Here is an 18942-nt window from a genome sequence, read left to right as displayed (position 1 = left end):
AGAGCGGTTTATTCGGCCGAGACGCCTGCGGCCTTGATGACCTTGTCCCAGCGCGCCACCTCGGCCTGCAGGTGGGTGCGCAGGCCTTCCGGCGTGGCCTTGTCGGGCGTGACCAGGTCGGAGCTGAGTTCGGCGATGCGCTTTTTGACGTTCTCGTCCTTGATGGCCACGTTCAGCGCCTTGTTGATGGCCATGACCACCTCCTTGGGCGTGCCCTTGGGCGCGTACATGCCGTGCCAGACCTTGACGTCAAAGCCCTTGAGGCCCTGCTCGTCCAGCGTGGGGATGTCGGGCAGCGAGGACAGGCGCTTGGGCGTGGTCACGCCGAAGACCTTGGCGCGCTGGCCGTCCTTGATCACGGGCACGGTCTGCGTGGTCTGGTCGCACAGCAGGTCCACCTGGCCGCCCATGAGGTCGTTCATGGCCGGGCCTGCGCCCTTGTAGGGCACGGTGGTGAGCTTGACGCCCGCCTGGTGCATGAACAGCATGCCGCACAGCTGGGAGACGGCGCCGATGCCGGCATTGGCCAGCGAGACCTTCTCCTGGTTCTTCTTCACGTAGTCCAGCAGCTCGGCAAAGTTGTTGGCCGGGAAGTCCTTGCGCGACAGCAGGGTCATGGGCACGTCCAGCACCTGGCCGATGTACTCGAAGTCCTTGAGCGGGTCATAGGGCAGCTTCTTGTACAGCGCAGGCGCCGTGGCCATGCCCATGTGGTGGATGAGGATGGTGTAGCCGTCGGCCTTGGCCTTGGCCACGCGGTTGGGCGCAATGGTGCCGCCCGCACCCACGGTGTTCTCGACCAGCACGCTCTGGCCCAGCACCTGGCCCATGGGCACGGCCAGCAGGCGCGCCACCACATCGGTGGGGCCGCCAGCGCTGTAGGGCACGACGAGGACGACGGGCTTCTCGGGCCAGGCCGCAGCCAGGGCGCCGGTGGTCGTCCCGCCGGCGGCAAGGGCGCAGGCAGCGGCCGCTGCGTAAACGAGGCGGCGGCGGAAAGAAGTGGTGCGTTGCATGGTTTGTCTCCTGTGCACTTTGGTGGAAGCGGGAGGCGCTCTGTGGCGGCGCCTTTCCCATGGATTCGCCAGCCGGGGCCGGCGCGAAAACTCAGTCAAGAACTCAGTCAAGCAGGCGCTGCACGCGCGGCCAGTGCGCGATCTGCCACAGCCGCGCTACAGCGGCCTGGGCGGGGTCGTCCTGCAGGGCACCGCCATAGGCGATCAGTCGCAGCGCCTTGGCCGTGATCTCCCCGCGCGACAGCGTGTTGCCCGGATCGCCCTTGGGCTCTTCCACGCGGCCGTGCAGCGTGCGGCCATCGGTGGTGAGCACGGTGACCTTGCCGATCCAGCGCTGCGGGTAGGCGGCATCGACCTCAGGGTCCAGCACCATGCCCACCTTCTCGCGCAGGGCCACCGTGGTGGCGGCCAGGTATTCGTTGTCGAACTCGTCCAGGCCCGCATGGCCGTGGCGCGCGGCCAGCGCCAGCACCGTGCCCATGGAGAACTTGCTCTGGTGCACCGTGCCGGGATCGACCACGGGGCCCAGCACGTCGATGGCGCCCTGGTGCACGTGGCACGTGACCTGCGCCAGGTCGGCGGGGGCCAGGCCGTGGTCCTGCATGACCTGCAGCAGCGCGTCGGCGGCCGGGTGCGTGTGGCGGCAGGAGGCATGCCATTTGAACGAGGTCTCGGCCGTGGCCCAGCGCGTGCCGATGCCGTCCGTGAGGCGCGTGGGATCGGCGTCCGTGGACATGCCTGCCGCCAGGCCCTGCGGCCCGGTGAAGATGTCCTGCGCACCGGTGAATCCGTCCCGGGCCAGGTAGGCCGACATCAGGCCCGCAGCGGCCGCATGCGCCGTGTGCAGCTGCTTGCTGTCGGCGCCCGTGCGCAGGAACTCCCACAGCCCTGCCGACTGCGTGCCGGCCGAGCCGAAGGCATGCTGCATCTGCGCAGGCGTGAGGCCCAGCAGCCGGCCCACGGCGGCCGCGGCGGCCAGGGTGCCGGCCGTGGCCGTGGTGTGGAAGATGCGGTAGTGGCTGCGGCCCAGGAACTCGCCCACGCGGATGCCGACTTCGTAGCCGGCCACGCAGGCGGCCATGAGCTCGGCGCCGCTGGCGCCGATGCTCTGCGCCACGGCCAGCGCGGGCGGGAAGACCACGGCGGCGGGGTGGAAGACCGAGCCGTTGTGCACATCGTCCTGCTCGGCCACATGCGAGGCCGCAGCATTGGCCAGGGCCGCCATCATGGGCGAGGTGGTGTCGGCACTGCCCAGGATCTCGCTAGGCCCCTGCGCCGGTCCCTGGGACAGCGCAAAGCGCGTGATGCTCTGCACGGGGCGCGCGCCCTGGCCTGCCAGCACGGAGCCGAACCAGTCCACCCAGAGGTCTTCGGCGCGCTGCTGAACGGCGGCGGGAACGTCGTCCCAGCGCAGCGAGGCAGCGAATTGGGCCAGCGGATGGATGCTCACTTGGGTGTCGTTTTTCATGGGTTGGGTCTCCGGCGCATTCTTGGGCATGCGCCCTGGTTTCAGGGGGCGGTTTTTCCCGGGGGCGGGCACAGGGCACTGATGCGCTCGGCGCTCCAGCCCAGCTCGGCCAGGATGGCGGCGCTGTGCTCGCCCACGGCGGGCACGGCCTCCATGCGGTAGTCGAAGGCGCTGTTGGCACCGGGGGGCAGCAGCGCCTGCACCGGACCGGCCGGCGTGTCCACGCTGCACCAGCGCTGGCGCGCGGCCAGCTGGGGATGGGCCCACAGGCCGGCCATGTCGTTGACGCGCGCATTGGCAATGCCGGCCGCATCCAGCCGCTGCACCACCTGGGCGGCATCGAGCGCGTTGAACACGCCCAGGATCAGCGCACGCAGCTCCTCGCGGTTGGCGTTGCGGCGCGCATTGCTGTCGAAGCGCGCATCCGTGGCCAGCGCGGGCTGCAGCAGCACCTGTTCGCAAAAGAGCTTCCACTCGCGTTCGTTTTGCAGGCCCAGCATCACCGTCCCGCCGTCACCGGCCTCGAACGGCCCGTAGGGATAGATGCTGGCGTGCGAGGCGCCGGTGCGTGGCGGCGGCGGCGCGCCGTCGAAGGCGTAGTACATGGGGTAACCCATCCACTCGCCCAGCGCCTCCAGCATGGACACGTCGATGTGGCTGCCCTCGCCCGTGCGCCCGCGCAGCAGCAGGGCCGACAGGATGTTGGTGTACGCATACATTCCGGCCGCGATGTCGGCCACCGAGATGCCGGCCTTGGACGGCACCTCGGGCGTACCCGTGACCGAGAGAAAGCCCGCCTCGCTCTGGATCAGCAGGTCGTAGGCCTTCTTGTCGCGGTAGGGGCCGTCAGCGCCGTAGCCGCTGATGTCGCAGACGATGAGGCGCGGAAAGCGCTCGCGCAGCGCCGCATAGGACAGGCCCATGCGCGCGGCCGCGCCGGGCGCCAGGTTCTGCACCAGCACGTCGGCACCCTCCAGCAGCTGCAGCAGCGCCTGCATGGCCTCGTCCTGCTTGAGGTCCAGCGCCAGGCTCTGCTTGCTGCGGTTGATCCAGGTGAAGTGCGAGGACTGGCCCTGCACGCGCTGGTCATAGCCGCGCGCAAAGTCGCCGCTGCCGGGCCGCTCGACCTTGATCACGCGCGCGCCCAAGTCGGCCAGCTGGCGCGTGCAAAACGGTGCGGCCACCGCATGTTCCAGCGAGACGACGGTGGTGCCGTCAAGCGGCCGAAGACTTTGCTTTTTCATCTTGGAAATCCATTGCACTTTGGCGAAACCCACGACCCGACCAACTGGCGCGCTCCAAGCCAGGGACAGCAAGCAAGGGCCGCCCCGCAGCGAGGCTGTCGTCCCCCTTCCAGGGGGAAGGCGCGAAGCGACTCAGGGGGTTTTCCATTTCAGAACGAGCGGGGGAGACCAAGGATGTGCTCGGCCACGTAGGAATAGATCAGGTTCGTGGAGATCGGCGCCACCTGGTACAGGCGCGTCTCGCGGAACTTGCGCTCCACGTCGTATTCGCAGGCAAAGCCGAAGCCGCCGTGGAACTGGATGCAGGCATTGGCCGCCTCCCAGCTGGCCTTGGCCGCCAAGTACTTGGCCATGTTGGCCTGGGCGCCCATGGCCTGGTTGGCGTCGAACATCTCGCAGGCCTTCCAGCGCATGAGGTTGGCGGCCTCGACCTCGATGAAGGCATCGGCAATGGGGAACTGCACGCCCTGGTTCTGGCCGATGGGGCGGCCGAACACATTGCGGTCGCGCACATAGTTGGTCACGCGGTCCAGGAACCAGTAGCCGTCGCCAATGCATTCGGCCGCAATCAGCGTGCGCTCGGCGTTGAGGCCGTCCAGGATGTACTTGAAGCCCTTGCCTTCCTCGCCGATCAGGTTCTCCTCGGGGATTTCCAGGTTCTCGAAGAACAGCTCGTTGGTCTCGTGGTTGACCATGTTGGGGATGGGGCGCACGGTCAGGCCGCTCTTTTGCGCCTCGGCCAGGTCCACCATGAAGATGGACATGCCCTCGCTCTTTTTCTTCACCTCGGCCAGCGGCGTGGTGCGTGCCAGCAGGATCATCCAGTCGCTGTGCTGCACGCGGCTGATCCAGACCTTCTGGCCGTTGACCACGTAGCGGCCATCCTTCTTGACGGCGCTGGTCTTGATCTTGGTGGTGTCCGTGCCCGTGGTGGGCTCGGTCACGCCCATGGACTGCAGGCGCCATTCGCCTGAGGCGATGCGCGGCAGGTACTTCTCCTTTTGCGCCTGCGAGCCGTGGCGCAGCAGCGTGCCCATGTTGTACATCTGGCCATGGCAGGCGCCGGAGTTGCCGCCGCAGCGGTTGATCTCTTCCATGATCACGCTGGCCTCGGTCAGGCCCAGGCCCGAGCCGCCGTACTCCTGCGGGATCAGCGCGGCCAGCCAGCCGGCCTTGGTCAGCGCGTCCACGAAGGTCTCGGGATAGGCGCGCTGCTCGTCGATCTTGCGGAAATACTCGTCGGGGAACTCGGCGCACAGCGCACGGATGGCGTCGCGGATTTCGGGGAAATTGTTGGAAAGCGTGTGTTCGATCATGGTGGTCTCAAGGCTCGGTGTTCAGGGGTCTCAGGCCAGGGTGGCTTTTCCGGTCATGGTCAGCCAGCCCTCGTGGTCTTGCGCCCAGAGTTCGACGGTCTTGCCGTCCGCAGAAGGCTTGCCGTGCACGCTGAAGGCATGCAGGTCGAAGGTGGGGCGCACGGCCTTGAACTCGAAGGACAGCACGCGCGCCTGGGGCAGCTCGCGGCGCAGCAGGTCCAGCAGCAGCGTGGCGATCAGCGGGCCGTGCACGATCAGGCCCGGATAGCCCTCCACGCCCGTGACGTAGCGGCGGTCGTAGTGGATGCGGTGGCCGTTGAAGGTCAGGGCCGAGTAGCGGAACAGCAGCACGTCGTCGGGAACGATGGTGCGCGACCAGGCTTGCTGGCCGTCCAGCGGCGGCTTCTGCGGCGTGGGCGCGGGATCGCCGGGCTGGGCAGCGGCGCGGTAGACGATGTCGTGCTCCTCGGTCAGCGCCAGGCCCTGGTCGTTGCTGTAGGCATGCTCGACCAGCACGAACAGCAACTCGCCCGAGCGGCCGCTCTTGTGGCTGACCGAGCCGATGGTGGAGCGGCGCTGCACCTTCTGGCCTACCTGTAGCGCGTTGCCTGCCTCCCAGCGCAGGCGCCCGCCGGCCCACATGCGGCGCGGCAGCGGCACGGGCGGCAGAAAGCCGCCACGGCGCGGGTGGCCGTCGGGGCCGATCTCGCTTTGGCGTGCATGGGGCAGGAAGTACATCCAGTGCCACAGCGGCGGCAGCGCCGTGCCGTCGGCGGGCTCAGGGTCTTCCCGGTCCAGCGTGGCCGACAGCGCGGCCACGGGCGCGGCAGTGATGCTGTCTGCCAGGGTTTCGCTGCGGCCCTGCCAGGACTGAAGATGCGCCAGCGCGGCGGCGTCGAGGGTGTCGGTAGCTTGCTTGTCTGTCATGGCCGCCATGGTCGGTGCAAGCGCGGCGGCCCGCAATCCGCGTTTTCTTAAGCAAGCCTTTGGCCGCGCTGAAGGCTGGGCCGGCGCGGCCTGTCCGCCCCTGCTTTCATTCCCGCGAAGTCCGCCCTTGTGATTGGCGAATGGCGCGGTGCAGCGTTTGCCGGCATCCTTGGTCCCGACTTCTTTCCAACGAACACTGAACGGGGACGACAGGCCATGGCGCAGAAAATGATGCAGGACAAGGTAGTGGTGGTGACGGGTGCCGGCGGCGGCATCGGGCGCGACATGGCGCTGGCCATGGCGGCCGAGGGCGCCAAGGTGGTGGTCAACGACATCGGCACCTCCACCACGGGCGAGGGCACGGACGCCGGCCCGGCGCAGAAGGTGGTCGATGAGATCAAGGCCGCAGGCGGCCAGGCCGTGGCCAACACCGACAGCGTGGCCGAGGCCGCCAGCGCGGCCCGCATCGTGCAGTGCGCCGTGGACAGCTTCGGCCGCATCGACGGCGTGGTCAACAACGCCGGCATCCTGCGCGACCGGTTCTTCCACAAGATGAGCCTGGACGAGTGGGACGCCGTCATCAAGGTCCACCTGTACGGCAGCTACTACATGAGCCGCGCGGCCGCCAACCATTTCAAGGAGCAGGAAAGCGGCGCCTTCGTGCACATGACCTCGACCTCGGGCCTGATCGGCAACCTGGGCCAGGCCAACTACAGCGCCGCCAAGCTGGGGCTGACGGCCCTGTCCAAGTCCATTGCGCTGGACATGCAGAAGTTCAACGTGCGCTCCAACTGCATCGCGCCGTTCGCCTGGAGCCGCATGATCGGCTCCATCCCCACCGACACGCCCGAGCAGCAGGCGCGCGTGGCCAAGATCCAGCAGATGACGCCCAACAAGATCGCCCCGCTGGCCGTCTACCTGCTGTCCGACGCGGCCCGCGACGTGAACGCCCAGGTCTTCGCCGTGCGCAACAACGAGATCTTCGTCATGAGCCAGCCGCGCCCGCTGCGCTCGGTGCACCGCAGCGAGGGCTGGTCGCCCCAGTTCATTGCCGAGCACGGCATGCCTGCGCTCAAGGCATCGTTCGTGCCGCTGGACCGATCCGCCGACGTGTTCAGCTGGGATCCTGTTTGAACGACACCCCCTGAGGCGCTACGCGCCTTCCCCCTCTCTACTCGCTTCGCGAGGGAGGGGGACGACACCCTCGGTGCGGGGCGGCCCTTCCTCGGTGTCCCTGAGTCGGGCCGCGCCAGTTGCGAGGGTTGAAGCGCGCCAGCGCAATCAACCACTGAGAGGAACCGTGATGGCCATCAGCTATCAGCACCTGAAACAGCGCGCCTTCGAGCCCGTGCGCCAGCACTATGGCGAGCGCGACACCATGCTCTATGCATTGAGCCTGGGCCTGGGCAGCGATCCGCTGTGCGCCGACGCCCTGCCTTTTTTCTACGAAGGGGCGCCGGGCGGGCTGCGCGCCCTGCCCTCGCAGGCCGTGGTGCTGGGCTATCCGGGCTTCTGGGCGCGCGAGGCCGATACGGGCATCGATTGGGTGAAGCTGCTGCATGGCGAGCAGCGCATGCGGCTGCACCGCCCGCTGCCGGCCAGCGCCGACGTGGTGGGCCACAACCGCATCACGCATCTGACGGACAAGGGTGAGGGCAAGGGCGCCATCATGGTCACCGAGCGGCGCCTGGAGACCGCCGGCGGCGAGCTGCTGGCCACCGTGCAGCAGGTCAGCTTTCTGCGCGGCGATGGCGGCTACAGCCTGCTGGACGGCGGCCAGCCCAGCGACGCGCCCCTGGCGCCGCTGCGCCCCACGCCGGAGGACCGCGCGCCCGACTTCACCGACACCCAGGCCATACGCCCCGAGGCCGCGCTGCTGTACCGCCTGATGGGCGACTACAACCCGCTGCATGCCGACCCGGCCGTGGCGCGCAAGGCCGGCTTCGAGCGGCCCATCCTGCATGGCCTGGCCAGCTACGGCCTGGTGGCCCATGCCGTGCTGCGCCAATGCGGCGACTGCAATCCCGCGCGCCTGAAGGCGCTGGATGTGCGCTTCACCTCGCCCGTCTATCCCGGCGAAACCCTGGTCACCGAGATCTGGCGCACGCCCGACCAGCCCTGCCAGCTGCAGTTGCGCGCCCGCGTGCTCGAACGTGACAAGGTCGTTCTGAGCCACGGCTACGCCGAACTCGCTTGAATGGATCACCCCCTGAGTCGCTGTGCGCCTTCCCCCTCTCTCGCTTCGCGGGAGGGGGACGACACCCTCGCTGCGGGGCGGCGCGGCCGGCCCAGGCCCTTGCTCGGTGTCCCTGGCTTGGGACATGCCGATTTGGACGCCTCGTCAAAGGTGCGCATAGGAGCAAGCAAGACATTCCAGCTTTTGATCTCAAAGAATCCAACCTCGGCACCATGACTACATCACCTGAAACCTCCCCCGTATTGACCTCCGTCCAGGACGGCATAGGCACGATCACGCTGAACCGGCCCGAGGCCCGCAACGCGCTCAACCAGGCCATGCGCCCGGCCCTGGCCGCCGCCGTGGCGCAGATGCGCGATGACGCGCAGGTGCACACCGTCATCCTCACGGGCGCGGGCGGCGCCTTCTGCTCGGGCGGCGACATCAGCCAGATGATGGATGCCAGCCAGGCCGGCCTGCCCTGGCGCCAGCGCATGCGCAGCCTGCACCAGTGGTTTCCCGAGCTGGTCAACCTCGAAAAACCCGTGATCGCCGCCGTGGACGGCCCGGCCTTCGGCGCGGGCCTGAGCCTGGCGCTGGCCGCCGACTTCGTGCTGTGCACGCGGCGCGCGAAGTTCTGCGCCGTGTTCGGCCGCATCGGCCTGGTGCCCGACCTGGGCGCCATGCACATGCTGCCGCGCATCGTGGGCCTGCAAAAGGCCAAGGAGCTGGTCTTCACCGCGCGCACCGTGCAGGCCGAGGAAGCCAGGTCGCTGGGCATGGTCTACGAGATCGTGGAAGACGGCGAGGCCCTGCAGGCCGCCGCCGTGGCGCTGGCGCGGCGCTTCGGCGAGGCATCCACGGCCGCCATCGGCATGGCCAAGACGGCCATGAACCAGGCCTTCGAGCTGGACGCACGCGCCATGGCCGAGCTGGAAGCCTATGCCCAGACGATGTGCCGCGGCTCGGACTACCACCAGGAGGCGGTGCAGCGCTTCAAGGACAAGCAGCCCACGCGCTTCGACTGGGACCGCGCGCCATGAGCGTGCTGTCGCCGGACGCCCTGCAAGAAAGGCTGCAGGCCCTGATCCGCCCCGGCGACACCCTGTGGTGGGGCCAGGCCACGGCCGAGCCGCTGACGCTCACGCGCGCCGTGGTCGCGCACCGCCATGCACTGGCCCGGCACGGTGGCCAGGGCCGGCTGCGCGTCTTCGTGGGCATGGGCGCATCGGACACGCTGCAACCTGCGCATGCCGACGCCATCGACTTCTTCGGCTACGCGGCCGGCGGCCCCCACCGCGCGCTGGCCCAGGCGGGCGTGCTCGACATCCTGCCCAGCCACTACTCCCACCTGCCCGGCCTGATCGACGAGGGCCTGCTGCCTGCCGACGTGGTGCTGCTCCAGGTCTCGCCACCCGATGCACAAGGCCGCTACAGCCTGGGCCTGGTCCATGAATACCTGCCGGCCGCCATACGCAAGGCGCGCGTGCTGATCGGCGAAGTCAACCCCGCCATTCCGTGGACGCACGGCAGCCTGCACCTGCAGGCCGGCGACTTCGCCCTGCTGGTCGATGCCGAACACCCTCCGCTGGACCAGGCGCGCAGCGCGCCCGGCCCTGCCGAGCAGGCCATTGCCGGCCATGTGGCCGCCCTCATCGAAGACGGCGCCACGCTGCAGGTGGGCGTGGGCAACCTGCCCGAGGCCGTGCTCGCCGCCCTGCACGGCCACCGCGACCTGGGCCTGCACAGCGGAGCCGTGGGCGACGGCATTGCAGCCCTGGCCGAAGCCGGCGTGCTGACCCACGCGCGCAAGAGCCAGGACCGCGGCGTGGGCATTGGCGGCATCCTCATGGGCGGCGAATCGCTCAGGCGCTGGGCACACCGCAACCCCGCCCTGCAGCTGCGCGAGACGCGCTACACGCACGACCCCGAGGTGCTGGCCGCCAGCCACAGGCTGGCCGCCATCAATTCGGCGGTGGAGGTGGACCTCACGGGCCAGATCAATTCCGAAGTGGCGGGCGGCGTCTACGTGGGCGCTGTGGGGGGCGCCGTGGACTTTTTGCGCGGCGCGGCACGCAGCCGCGGCGGCCTGCCCATCATCGCCCTGCCCGCCACGGCCAGGGGTGCGACGCGCATCGTTGCGCGGCTGTCCGGCCCCGTCAGCACGCCGCGCAGCGATGCCGGCCTCATCGTCACCGAACACGGCGTGGCCGACCTGCGCGGCCAGACGCTGTCGCGCCGCGTGAAACGGCTGATCGACATCGCGGCACCGGAGCACCGCGCCGACCTGGAACAACAGGCACACACCCTGCTGCGCCAATGCGGCGCAGCCTTTTCCTGATCCACTGATTCCCAAGGAGACAACACCATGCGCAGAGCCGCCATCGTCACCCCCCTTCGCACGCCCGTGGGCACCTTCGGCGGCAGCCTGCGGCCGGTATCGGTCGAGGAGCTGGCCGCCACCACGGTGCGCGCCGTGGTCGAGAAAAGCGGCATCGACCCCGCACGCATCGACGACGTGGTCTTCGCCCAGTCCTACGCCAGCAGCGAGACGCCCTGCGTGGGCCGCTGGGCCGCGCTGCAGGCCGGCCTGCCGGTGACGGTGCCGGGCATGCAGCTGGACCGGCGCTGCGGCGGCGGCCTGCAGGCCGTGGCCACGGCGGCCATGATGGTGCAAAGCGGCGCCGCCGACGTGGTGATCGCAGGCGGCGTGGAGAGCATGAGCAACATCGAGTACTACAGCACCGACATGCGCTGGGGCGCGCGCTCGGGCAATGTGCGCTTCTACGACCGCCTGGACCGCGGCCGCGAGCGCTCCCAGCCCGTGGAGCGCTTCGGCAAGATCTCGGGAATGATCGAGACCGCCGAGAACCTGGCGCGTGACTACGGCATCAGCCGCGAGGCAGCCGACGCCTATGCCGTGCGCAGCCACCAGCGCGCCGCCGCCGCCTGGGAGGCGGGCCGCTTCGCCGACGAGATCGTCCCCGTCAAGGTGCCCCAGCGCAAGGGCGACCCCGTGCTGTTCACGCGCGACGAAGGCTTTCGCGCCGACGCCACCACCGACAGCATGGGCAAGCTGCGCGTGCTCATGCCCAATGGAACGGTCACGGCCGGCAACGCCAGCCAGCAGAACGACGCCAGCGCCGCCTGCCTGATCGTGGCCGAGGACAAGCTGGCCGAACTGGGCCTCACCCCCATGGCCACCCTGGTGGGCTGGGCCGCCGCAGGCTGCGAGCCCTCGCACATGGGCATAGGCCCCGTGCCCGCCGTCAAGAAGCTGCTGGCGCGCCTGAACCTCACGCTGGACCAGATGGACCTGGTCGAACTCAACGAAGCCTTTGCCTGCCAGGTGCTGTCCGTGCTCAAGGGCTGGGAGTGGAACGACCAGGACGCCATAGACCACAAGCTCAACGTCAACGGCTCCGGCATCTCCCTGGGCCACCCCATTGGCGCCACCGGCGTGCGCATCCTGGCCACCCTGCTGCACGAGCTGGAGCGCCGCAAGGGCCGCTATGGGCTGGAGACCATGTGCATCGGCGGCGGCCAGGGGATTGCGGCGGTGTTCGAGCGGGTGTGAGCTTCCCGCATCAATCCGCCCGCGCGCCCGACGCCTTCACGATCTCTTCCCACTTGCGGGCCTCGGCCTGGATGTAGCGCGCGAACTCGGCGGGCGTGGAGCCCACGGGCTCGGCGCCCAGGCGGCGGTATTGCGCGGCGATCTGGGGTTCGGCAAGCACGCGGCGGGACTCGGTCCACAGTTTCTGCACCACGTCCTGGGGCGTGTTCTTCGGTGCCCACAGGCCGTACCAGGTGCTGGTGCGAAAGCCCGGCATGCCGGCCTCTTCCATGGTGGGCACATCGGGCAGGGAGGGCGAGCGACTGGCCGAGGTGACGGCCAGCGCGCGCAGCCGGCCCGAGGCGATGAAGGGCATGGCCGAGGGCATGGAGTCGAACATGAGCTGGATCTGCCCGCCCATCAGGTCGGTCAGGGCCGGCGAGCTGCCCTTGTAGGGCACATGCTGCATCTGCGCGCCGGTCTTCAGGCGGAACAGCTCGCCCGACAGGTGCTGGGACGAGGCATTGCCGGCAGAGCCGAAGTTCACCTGTCCCGGATGGGCCTTGGCCCAGGCGATCAGCTCCTGCACATTGCGCACCGGAAGCTGGCTGCCCACGACCAGCACCAGCGGGACGTCGACCAGCTGCGTGACCGGCTCGAAATCGCGGAAGGCGTCATAGGGCGCGCTGGCATAGACGTAGGGGTTGATGACGTGGATGGAGGCGTTGACCAGCAGCGTGTAGCCATCGGCCGGCGCCTTGGCCACCAGGGCCGCGCCGACCATGCCGCTGGCGCCGGCCTTGTTGTCCACGACCAGCGGCTGGCCCAGCGCCTCGCCCAGCCGCGTGGTGACCACGCGCCCGACCACATCGGTAGGCCCGCCCGGTGGATAGGGCACGACGACGCGGATGGGCGCCTTGGGATAGCCCTGGGCCCCGGCGGATGGCTGCGCGCCTGCCGTTCTCCATGCGGCCAGCGCCGCAGCGGCGCCCAGCAGGGTGCGGCGGGAAAGCGCGGGGCCTGTGCGTTGCGTTGTCATACCTTGTCTCCTTGAATGGCGAGTGCGAGCTTGCCGGTCACGTTGCGGCCGTGCAGCGCATCCAGCGCAGCCGGCAGTTCATGCATGGCGAAGACCTGGCTGACCTGGGGATGGATGCATCCCCGGGCAGCCCAGTCGAGCAGCGTGGCAATGACGGGCTGCAGCTGCGCCGCGAAGGCCTGGCGCTCATCGGCCGGCGTCCAGCCGATGTAGCGGCCGTAGAAGAAGCCGTGCAGCGTGAGGTTCTTGACCAGGGCCAGGTTCATGGGCACGGCAGGGATGGTTCCGCTGGCAAAGCCCACGCTCAGCAGTTGCGCGTTCTGCGCAGCGGCGCGCAGCGCCTGCAGCAACAGATCGCCGCCCACGGGATCGAAGACGACGGAGGCGCCCCGGCCCTGCGTGGCCTGCTTGACCTGGGCGGCCAGGTCCTGCGGGGTGACTGCCTGGTGCGCGCCGCGGCGCAACGCATCGGCGCGCTTGGCCTCGGTGCTGGCGCAGGCGATGACCTGCACGCCGGGCGTCTGCCGGGCCACTTCCACCGCCGCGGCGCCCACGCCGGACCCGGCGCCCAGCACCAGCACCACATCGCCTTCCTGCAGGCGCGCGCGCCAGTGCAGGGCCGTGTAGGCCGTGCCGTAGGACAGGGGAATGGGCAGGGCCTGCAGCCAGGGCATGCCCGCAGGCAGGCGGTAGACGGTGGATGCATCCACCACCGTTTCCTGCGCAAAGGCACCCCAGTCGGCAATGAAGGCCACGGCATCGCCGGGCTGCAGGTGCTGCACCGCGCTGCCGCATTCCAGCACGCGCCCCACGCCTTCGGTGCCGGGCACGAAGGGCAGCGGCGGGCGCCGCTGGTAGCGGCCCTCGATCAGCAGGCCCGTGGCGTGGCTGACGTTGGCGTAGGCCACGGCAATCCGCGCCTGGTGCGCGCCCAGGGGCTGGCCGGGCCGTTCCATGGACTGCAGGCTGACCACCTCGTGCGGCGCGCCGAATTGATGGCAGACCAGGGCCTGCATGGATGTGTCCGGGGAGGTGGGTGTGAACGTAGATGTAGAAGCGCTCATGCCATGACCTCCTGCGCGCACTGGTACACCACGCCGCTGGCCATCCATTGCTCCATCTCCTGCGGCGTGCAGCCGGCCTCGGCCAGGATCTGGCGCGTGTGCTCGCCCGTGCGCGGCGCGGTGCCAAGGGATGCACCGGAGGTTGCTGCGTCTGCCGGCCAGGGTGAAGCCGCATACAGCAGCGGCCCGAACCCGGGCTGCGCCAGCGTGGCGAACGATGCGCGGTGCACGGCCTGGGGGTGCGCCACCACATCGGCCAGCGTGCGCACGCCCGCATGCAGGGCGCCCTGTGCGGCCAGGCGCTGCTCCCAGTGGACGCGCGGCTGCTGCGCCAGCAAGGCCTGCAGCCCGGCATGCAGCACATGGCGGTGGGCCATGCGGCCCGCATTGGAGGCAAAGCGCGCGTCCTGCAGCCAGTGCGGCAGGTCCAGCGCGCGGCACAGCCGTTCGAACTGGTCGTTGTTCAGGGCCAGCACGGTGATGAAGCCATCGGCCGTGGCGAACACGCCGTTGGGGGCGCTCACGCCTTCGGCGGGCAGGCCGCCGCGCAGCGTGTCTTCGGCCAGCACCGTGGATTGCAGGGCGCAGCAGACCTCGAACAGGTTCAGCTCCACATGGCGCCCGCGCCCGCTGCGCGCCTTGCCCAGCAGGGCCGCCGTGCAGGCCTGTGCCGCGTAGACACCGGCTGCAATGTCGGCCAGCAGCAGGCCCACGCGCTGGGGCTGGCCCTGCGCGTCGCGGTTGCTGGTCATCAGTCCCGTGTCGGCCTGCATGACGGAGTCTGTGGCGGGCCGGTCGGCATACGGCCCCGTGGGTCCGTAGCCGCTGATGGAGACGTACACCGGGTCCAGGCCGGCCGCGCGCAGGCTGTCGTAGTCCACGCCCATGCGCTGCACGACCTGGGGGCGGAAGTTCTGCACCACGATGTCGGCCTCGCGCGCCAGCCGCAGCAGCAGCGCGCGCCCCTGGGCCTGGCGCGCATCGACGGCAATGCTGCGCTTGCCCGCGTTGTAGGTGGCCGACAGGCTGCTGTGCCCATCGCGCGAGATGCCCACGTGGCGCGCCCAGTCGCCTTCGGGCGGATCGACCTTGATCACCTCGGCGCCCTGGCGCGACAGCAGGTGGGTGCAGTAGGGGCCGGCCACGCCCTGGCTCAGATCGAGTACACGGTAGTGCGCCAGGGGCGCCGGCGGCGCGGTTTGCAAAGCTTCTTGGTTCACGGTCAGCGGCCTTTCGCCATGGTTTCCTCCATGCTAGGGAGGCAGGGCTGGCGCCACAATCCTCGCCAGCAGGCCAGGCCTGGTGACTCCCGATCAACAATGGCCGGCCCCGGCCCTGCAAAGAATGCCGAGATGGACCTGAACCTGTGCCGCGTCTTCATCGACATCGCCGAGGCCAAGAGCCTCACGCGGGCGGCCGAGCGCGGCGGCATGACGCGCTCCAACGTCTCGCGCCGGCTGCGTGCGCTGGAGACCGAGATGGGCACGCAGCTGCTGCGCCGCACCACGCGCAATGTGGAGCTCACCCAGGCCGGCCAGCTGCTGTACCGGCGCTGCCTGGCCATGATGGAGGAGCTGCAGCGCGCCCGCGATGCCATCCACCAGTTGCGCTCCACCGTGAGCGGCGAGGTGGGCGTGCGCGTGCCCACCGGCTTCGGGCATTTCTATCTCAAGCCCCTGATCCTGGGCTTTTGCCGCGAGCATCCCGACATCCGCCTGCGCCTGCTGATCAACGACCAGATGGCCGATCTCGTGGCCTCCAAGGTCGATCTGGCGGTGCAGATCACCTCCGCGCCGCTGGACGATCTGGTGGCCACGCGGCTGTGCGATGTGCGCTGGAACTTCGTGGCCACGCCCGCCTGCCTGCAGGCGCTGGAGCAGTCGCTGGGCCGGCCCCTGCGCGCGCCTGCCGACCTGCTGCGGGCCCGCCTCATCCTGCCGCTGGCCATGGGCGGCAGGCTGGCCTGGCTTACAGGCAGCGGCGACGATGGCGTCGCCGCTGCCCTCGATGTGCTGCCCTCGCTGCAATCGGGCGACTACCGCCTGCTGTACGACGCCGTGCTGGACGGCCTGGGCCTGGCCCTGCTGCCGGACTACGTGACCTCGGCCGCGCTGGCCGGCGGCACGCTGGTGGCCGTGCTGGACCAGGTGGTGTTCTCCGGCCTGGGCAATGCCATGTACCTGGTGCGCATGCCCGACCGCCAGCCCACCATGGCGGCCCGCGCCTTCCAGCAGTTCCTGCGCGAGGCCATCGTCACCGCCGCGCCCAGCTGGCAGGCGGGCGCCGAGGAGGCGGGCGCGGACCTGTCTTCCTAGGACGTCCTAACAGCCGGCAAACCCCGGCTTAGGCAAAAGCAGATTCCCAAGAAACGCCGGCGTGCGCACCATTGCCTGCATGTCCGGCGCAGACCGGGCGCGCCGCCGTGCAGGCCACGGCAGCGCTTCATTCATTTTTTGCAGGAGACATGCACATGCCCGCCCAACACCGCCGCAAGGCCCTGGCCACCCTGGCCCATGCCCCGCTTCTGGCGTCCCTGGTGACCGCCCTAGCCACCCTGAGCGCCCTGACCGCCCTCCCCGCCGCCGCGCAGGACGCACAGCCCGTGCGTCTCATCGTGGGCTACTCGGCCGGCGGCCCCGTGGACCAGGGCGCCCGCCTGCTCAGCGTGGCGCTGACCAAGGAGCTGGGCGCCTCGGTGGTGGTGGAGAACAAGCCCGGCGCCAACGCCACCATGGCCGGCAGCGAGGTCGTGCGCGCCAGGCCCGATGGGCTCACGCTGTGGTTCGCGGCCAGCCCCACCATCACCATCAGCCCCAACGTGATGAGCAAGATGTCCTTCGACCCGGCCCGTGACCTCACGCCCGTGGCGCCCGTGCTCAGCTACTACAACGTGCTGGTGGTCAACAACAACGAGCCCTACAAGACCACGGCCGAGCTCGTGGCCTATGCCAAGGCCCATCCGCAAAAGCTCAACTACGGCTCGGCCGGCGTGGGCGGCTCCAACCACCTGGGCGCGCTGCTGTTCGCGCGGCGCAGCGGCATCGAGATGAACCACATCCCCTACAAGGGCAACGCACCGGCCATGACCGACGTGATCGGCGGCCAGCTGAGCATGATGCTGGACATCATCAGCACCGCCAGCACCTACATCCAGAGCGGCAAGGTGCGCGCCGTGGCCGTGACCTCGCCGCAGCGCAATGCCTCGCTGCCCGATGTGCCCACCTTTGCCGAGTCCGGCATCGAAGGCCTCAAGGGCTTCGACGTGGGCGGCTGGTATGGCGTCTACGGCCCCAAGGGCATGTCGCCTGAACTCGTGGCCCGCCTGAACAAGTCCATCAACGCCGCCCTGGCCCAGCCGGAGCTGCGCAAGCGCCTCAAGGAACTGGGCTACGAAGAGTGGACCGGCGCCCCCCAGAAACTGGCCGAGCGCGGTGCAAAAGAACGCGCGATGTGGGCCACCGTCACGCAAGGCATTGTGGTGGACTGAGGGATACGCGGAGCATGAGTCAACGAATACACCATCTGCTGGACCGCTGGCTGGCCGAAGCGCCGCAGCGTCCCTTCATCCACCTGCCCGACGGCAGCAGCCTGAGCTTTGCCGACCTGGGCGCGCTGGCGGACACGGCCGAGGCCGAGCTGCGCGCGCTGCAGGTGCGGCCCGGCGACCGCGTGCTGGTCGTGGCCGAGAACTGCCCCGAACATGCGGCGCTGATCCTGGCCTGCAGCCGCGTGGGCGCCTGGTCCTGCGGCGTGAACGCGCGCATGGCGCCCGGCGAGATCGATGCCTTTGCGGCCAAGGCCGATGCGCGCGTGGTGTATTTCACCTCGGCCGCATCGGACAGCGCCAGCGGCCACGCGCGGCGCTTTGGTGCAGGCGACTCGGCCCTGGCCGGCATGCAGCACAGCCCCGTGCGCGCGCAGGCCGTGGCCGAATCCGGCGCGCTGCAGGACGAGGTGGCGGCGCTGATCTTCACCTCGGGCACCACGGGCACGCCCAAGGGCGTGATGGTGGGGCATGACGCGCTGACGCTGTTCGCGCGCGTCTCGGCCGCGTCGCGCGGGCTGGGCCCCGAGGACCGCAGCTACGCCTTCGTGCCCATGACCCACATCTTCGGGCTGGGCACGGTGCTGCTGGCCTCGCTGCATGCGGGCGCGCAGATGGTGATGCGCCCGCAGTTCGACCCCGCCGACCTGCTGGATGCGCTGGCCCGCCACGGCATCTCCCAGCTTCAGGGGCCGCCCGCGCTGTACGCGCGCCTGCTGGCATATCTGCAGGAGCAGGGCATTGCCCACCCGCAGGCGCCAGCGCTGCGCTATGTCTATACCGGCGCCGGCCCGCTGGACCTGACGCTGAAAAAGCGCGTGGAGGCCGCCTTCGGCCAGGCGCTGCACCATGGCTACGGCCTGTCGGAATACGCAGGGTCGGTCCACCTCACGCGCCAGGGCGAGCAGCGGCCCGACACCAGCGCGGGCTACGTGGTGGAAGGCGCCGAGGTGCGCGCCGTGGACCCGGCCACGGGCCGCAGCCTGCCGGTGGGCGAGCGCGGCGAGCTGTGGATACGCGGGCGCGGCCTGATGCATGGCTACTTCCGCGATGACCAGGCCACGGCCGCCGTGATGCGCGAGGGCGGCTGGTACGCCAGCGGCGACCTGGGCGAGCTGCATGCCGACGGCGCACTCTTCGTGGTGGGACGGCTCAAGGAAATGATCATCCGCTCGGGCTTCAACGTCTATCCGGCCGAGGTGGAACTGGCGCTCAACGAGCTGCCCGGCGTGCAGCGCAGCGCCGTGGTCGGGCGGCCCGAGGGCGATGGCAACGAGGAGGTCATCGCCTTCGTCGAGCTGCAGCCCGGCGCCACGCTGGACAGCGCCGCAGCACGCTCCCACCTGCGCGAACGGCTGGCGCCCTACAAGCTGCCCGCCCGCATCGTGCCCCTGGCCGAGCTGCCCACCAGCCCCAACGGCAAGGTGCTCAAGCGCCTGCTGCAGGAACAGGCGCTGCGCGTTTCCTGAGCCCGGGCCGCCCAGCAGTTGCGCCGGCCACCGCTGCCGGTGCAACCTTTGTCTTGCCCTGCCTCTTCCCTGCCCCAAGCCCGGATGTGCGCACGCGCCACTGCCTTCCGGAGCCGGCCTCTG

At 69.7% G+C, this 18942-nt stretch carries 16 protein-coding genes; 8 read left to right on the top strand and 8 right to left on the bottom strand.

Annotation, left to right across the window (positions count from 1 at the left end; genetic code table 11):
- Window positions 1-8: 8 nt before the first annotated feature.
- From CLV01_RS01390 to CLV01_RS01370, 5 genes are all read right to left on the bottom strand, one after another.
- The gene (locus tag CLV01_RS01390) at window positions 9-1016 is read right to left on the bottom strand and encodes a tripartite tricarboxylate transporter substrate binding protein BugD (RefSeq protein WP_013800091.1); all 1008 of its coding nucleotides are present in this window, start codon (window positions 1014-1016) and stop codon (window positions 9-11) included.
- A 103-nt stretch (window positions 1017-1119) separates the two neighbouring features.
- Complete coding sequence (locus CLV01_RS01385; RefSeq protein ID WP_099735017.1) at window positions 1120-2484, bottom strand: MmgE/PrpD family protein; 1365 nt, start codon at window positions 2482-2484, stop codon at window positions 1120-1122.
- 41 nt (window positions 2485-2525) lie between these two features.
- Window positions 2526-3728 carry a CaiB/BaiF CoA transferase family protein gene (locus CLV01_RS01380; RefSeq protein ID WP_099732530.1) on the bottom strand — a complete coding sequence of 401 codons (1203 nt, stop codon included), beginning with the start codon at window positions 3726-3728 and terminating at the stop codon, window positions 2526-2528.
- Between the two features lie 149 nt (window positions 3729-3877).
- Window positions 3878-5044, bottom strand: a complete 1167-nt coding sequence (locus CLV01_RS01375; protein ID WP_012202137.1) for an acyl-CoA dehydrogenase family protein — start codon at window positions 5042-5044, stop codon at window positions 3878-3880.
- 30 nt (window positions 5045-5074) lie between these two features.
- Complete coding sequence (locus CLV01_RS01370; RefSeq protein WP_099732531.1) at window positions 5075-5980, bottom strand: FAS1-like dehydratase domain-containing protein; 906 nt, start codon at window positions 5978-5980, stop codon at window positions 5075-5077.
- A 207-nt stretch (window positions 5981-6187) separates the two neighbouring features.
- Between CLV01_RS01370 and CLV01_RS01365 the strand changes: the two genes are divergently transcribed.
- The 5 genes from CLV01_RS01365 (at window position 6188) to CLV01_RS01340 (ending at window position 11724) form a co-directional block, all read left to right on the top strand.
- Window positions 6188-7105, top strand: coding sequence for an SDR family NAD(P)-dependent oxidoreductase (locus CLV01_RS01365; protein WP_017406887.1), 918 nt, complete (start codon window positions 6188-6190; stop codon window positions 7103-7105).
- Between the two features lie 169 nt (window positions 7106-7274).
- Window positions 7275-8168 (top strand): MaoC family dehydratase, encoded by an 894-nt coding sequence (locus CLV01_RS01360; protein ID WP_099732532.1) that lies wholly within the window; start codon window positions 7275-7277, stop codon window positions 8166-8168.
- Between the two features lie 212 nt (window positions 8169-8380).
- A complete protein-coding gene (locus CLV01_RS01350; RefSeq protein WP_013800086.1) occupies window positions 8381-9190 on the top strand; it encodes an enoyl-CoA hydratase/isomerase family protein in 810 nt (269 codons plus the stop codon).
- Complete coding sequence (locus CLV01_RS01345) at window positions 9187-10488, top strand: acetyl-CoA hydrolase/transferase family protein (RefSeq protein WP_034397677.1); 1302 nt, start codon at window positions 9187-9189, stop codon at window positions 10486-10488. Before CLV01_RS01350 ends, CLV01_RS01345 begins: the two co-directional genes overlap by 4 nt.
- A gap of 27 nt (window positions 10489-10515) precedes the next feature.
- Window positions 10516-11724 carry an acetyl-CoA C-acetyltransferase gene (locus CLV01_RS01340; protein WP_099732533.1) on the top strand — a complete coding sequence of 403 codons (1209 nt, stop codon included), beginning with the start codon at window positions 10516-10518 and terminating at the stop codon, window positions 11722-11724.
- Between the two features lie 10 nt (window positions 11725-11734).
- On the opposite strand, the gene CLV01_RS01335 is transcribed toward CLV01_RS01340, so the two are convergent.
- Genes CLV01_RS01335 through CLV01_RS01325 form a run of 3 tightly spaced genes read right to left on the bottom strand, consistent with a single transcriptional unit; the run spans window position 11735 to window position 15026 of the window.
- On the bottom strand, window positions 11735-12742 hold the full coding sequence (locus CLV01_RS01335) for a Bug family tripartite tricarboxylate transporter substrate binding protein (protein ID WP_034397674.1): 1008 nt from the start codon (window positions 12740-12742) through the stop codon (window positions 11735-11737).
- Window positions 12739-13758 carry an NADPH:quinone oxidoreductase family protein gene (locus CLV01_RS01330; RefSeq protein WP_099732534.1) on the bottom strand — a complete coding sequence of 340 codons (1020 nt, stop codon included), beginning with the start codon at window positions 13756-13758 and terminating at the stop codon, window positions 12739-12741. Before CLV01_RS01330 ends, CLV01_RS01335 begins: the two co-directional genes overlap by 4 nt.
- Window positions 13759-13802: 44 nt before the next feature.
- Window positions 13803-15026, bottom strand: a complete 1224-nt coding sequence (locus tag CLV01_RS01325; protein ID WP_180288348.1) for a CaiB/BaiF CoA transferase family protein — start codon at window positions 15024-15026, stop codon at window positions 13803-13805.
- A 99-nt stretch (window positions 15027-15125) separates the two neighbouring features.
- Here CLV01_RS01325 and CLV01_RS01320 point away from each other — a divergent pair, with 99 nt between their 5' ends.
- From CLV01_RS01320 to CLV01_RS01310, 3 genes are all read left to right on the top strand, one after another.
- Window positions 15126-16121: a LysR family transcriptional regulator gene (locus CLV01_RS01320; RefSeq protein WP_099732536.1), complete on the top strand. Its 996-nt coding sequence runs from the start codon at window positions 15126-15128 to the stop codon at window positions 16119-16121.
- 155 nt (window positions 16122-16276) lie between these two features.
- The gene (locus CLV01_RS01315) at window positions 16277-17293 is read left to right on the top strand and encodes a Bug family tripartite tricarboxylate transporter substrate binding protein (RefSeq protein WP_043823455.1); all 1017 of its coding nucleotides are present in this window, start codon (window positions 16277-16279) and stop codon (window positions 17291-17293) included.
- Window positions 17294-17307: 14 nt separating this feature from the next.
- Window positions 17308-18819 carry a class I adenylate-forming enzyme family protein gene (locus CLV01_RS01310; RefSeq protein ID WP_099732537.1) on the top strand — a complete coding sequence of 504 codons (1512 nt, stop codon included), beginning with the start codon at window positions 17308-17310 and terminating at the stop codon, window positions 18817-18819.
- Window positions 18820-18942 lie beyond the last annotated feature (123 nt).

Source organism: Delftia sp. 60, assembly GCF_002754395.1.
GTDB classification, from domain to species: domain Bacteria; phylum Pseudomonadota; class Gammaproteobacteria; order Burkholderiales; family Burkholderiaceae_C; genus Comamonas; species Comamonas acidovorans.
This window is presented reverse-complemented; position numbering and strand designations above follow the sequence as displayed.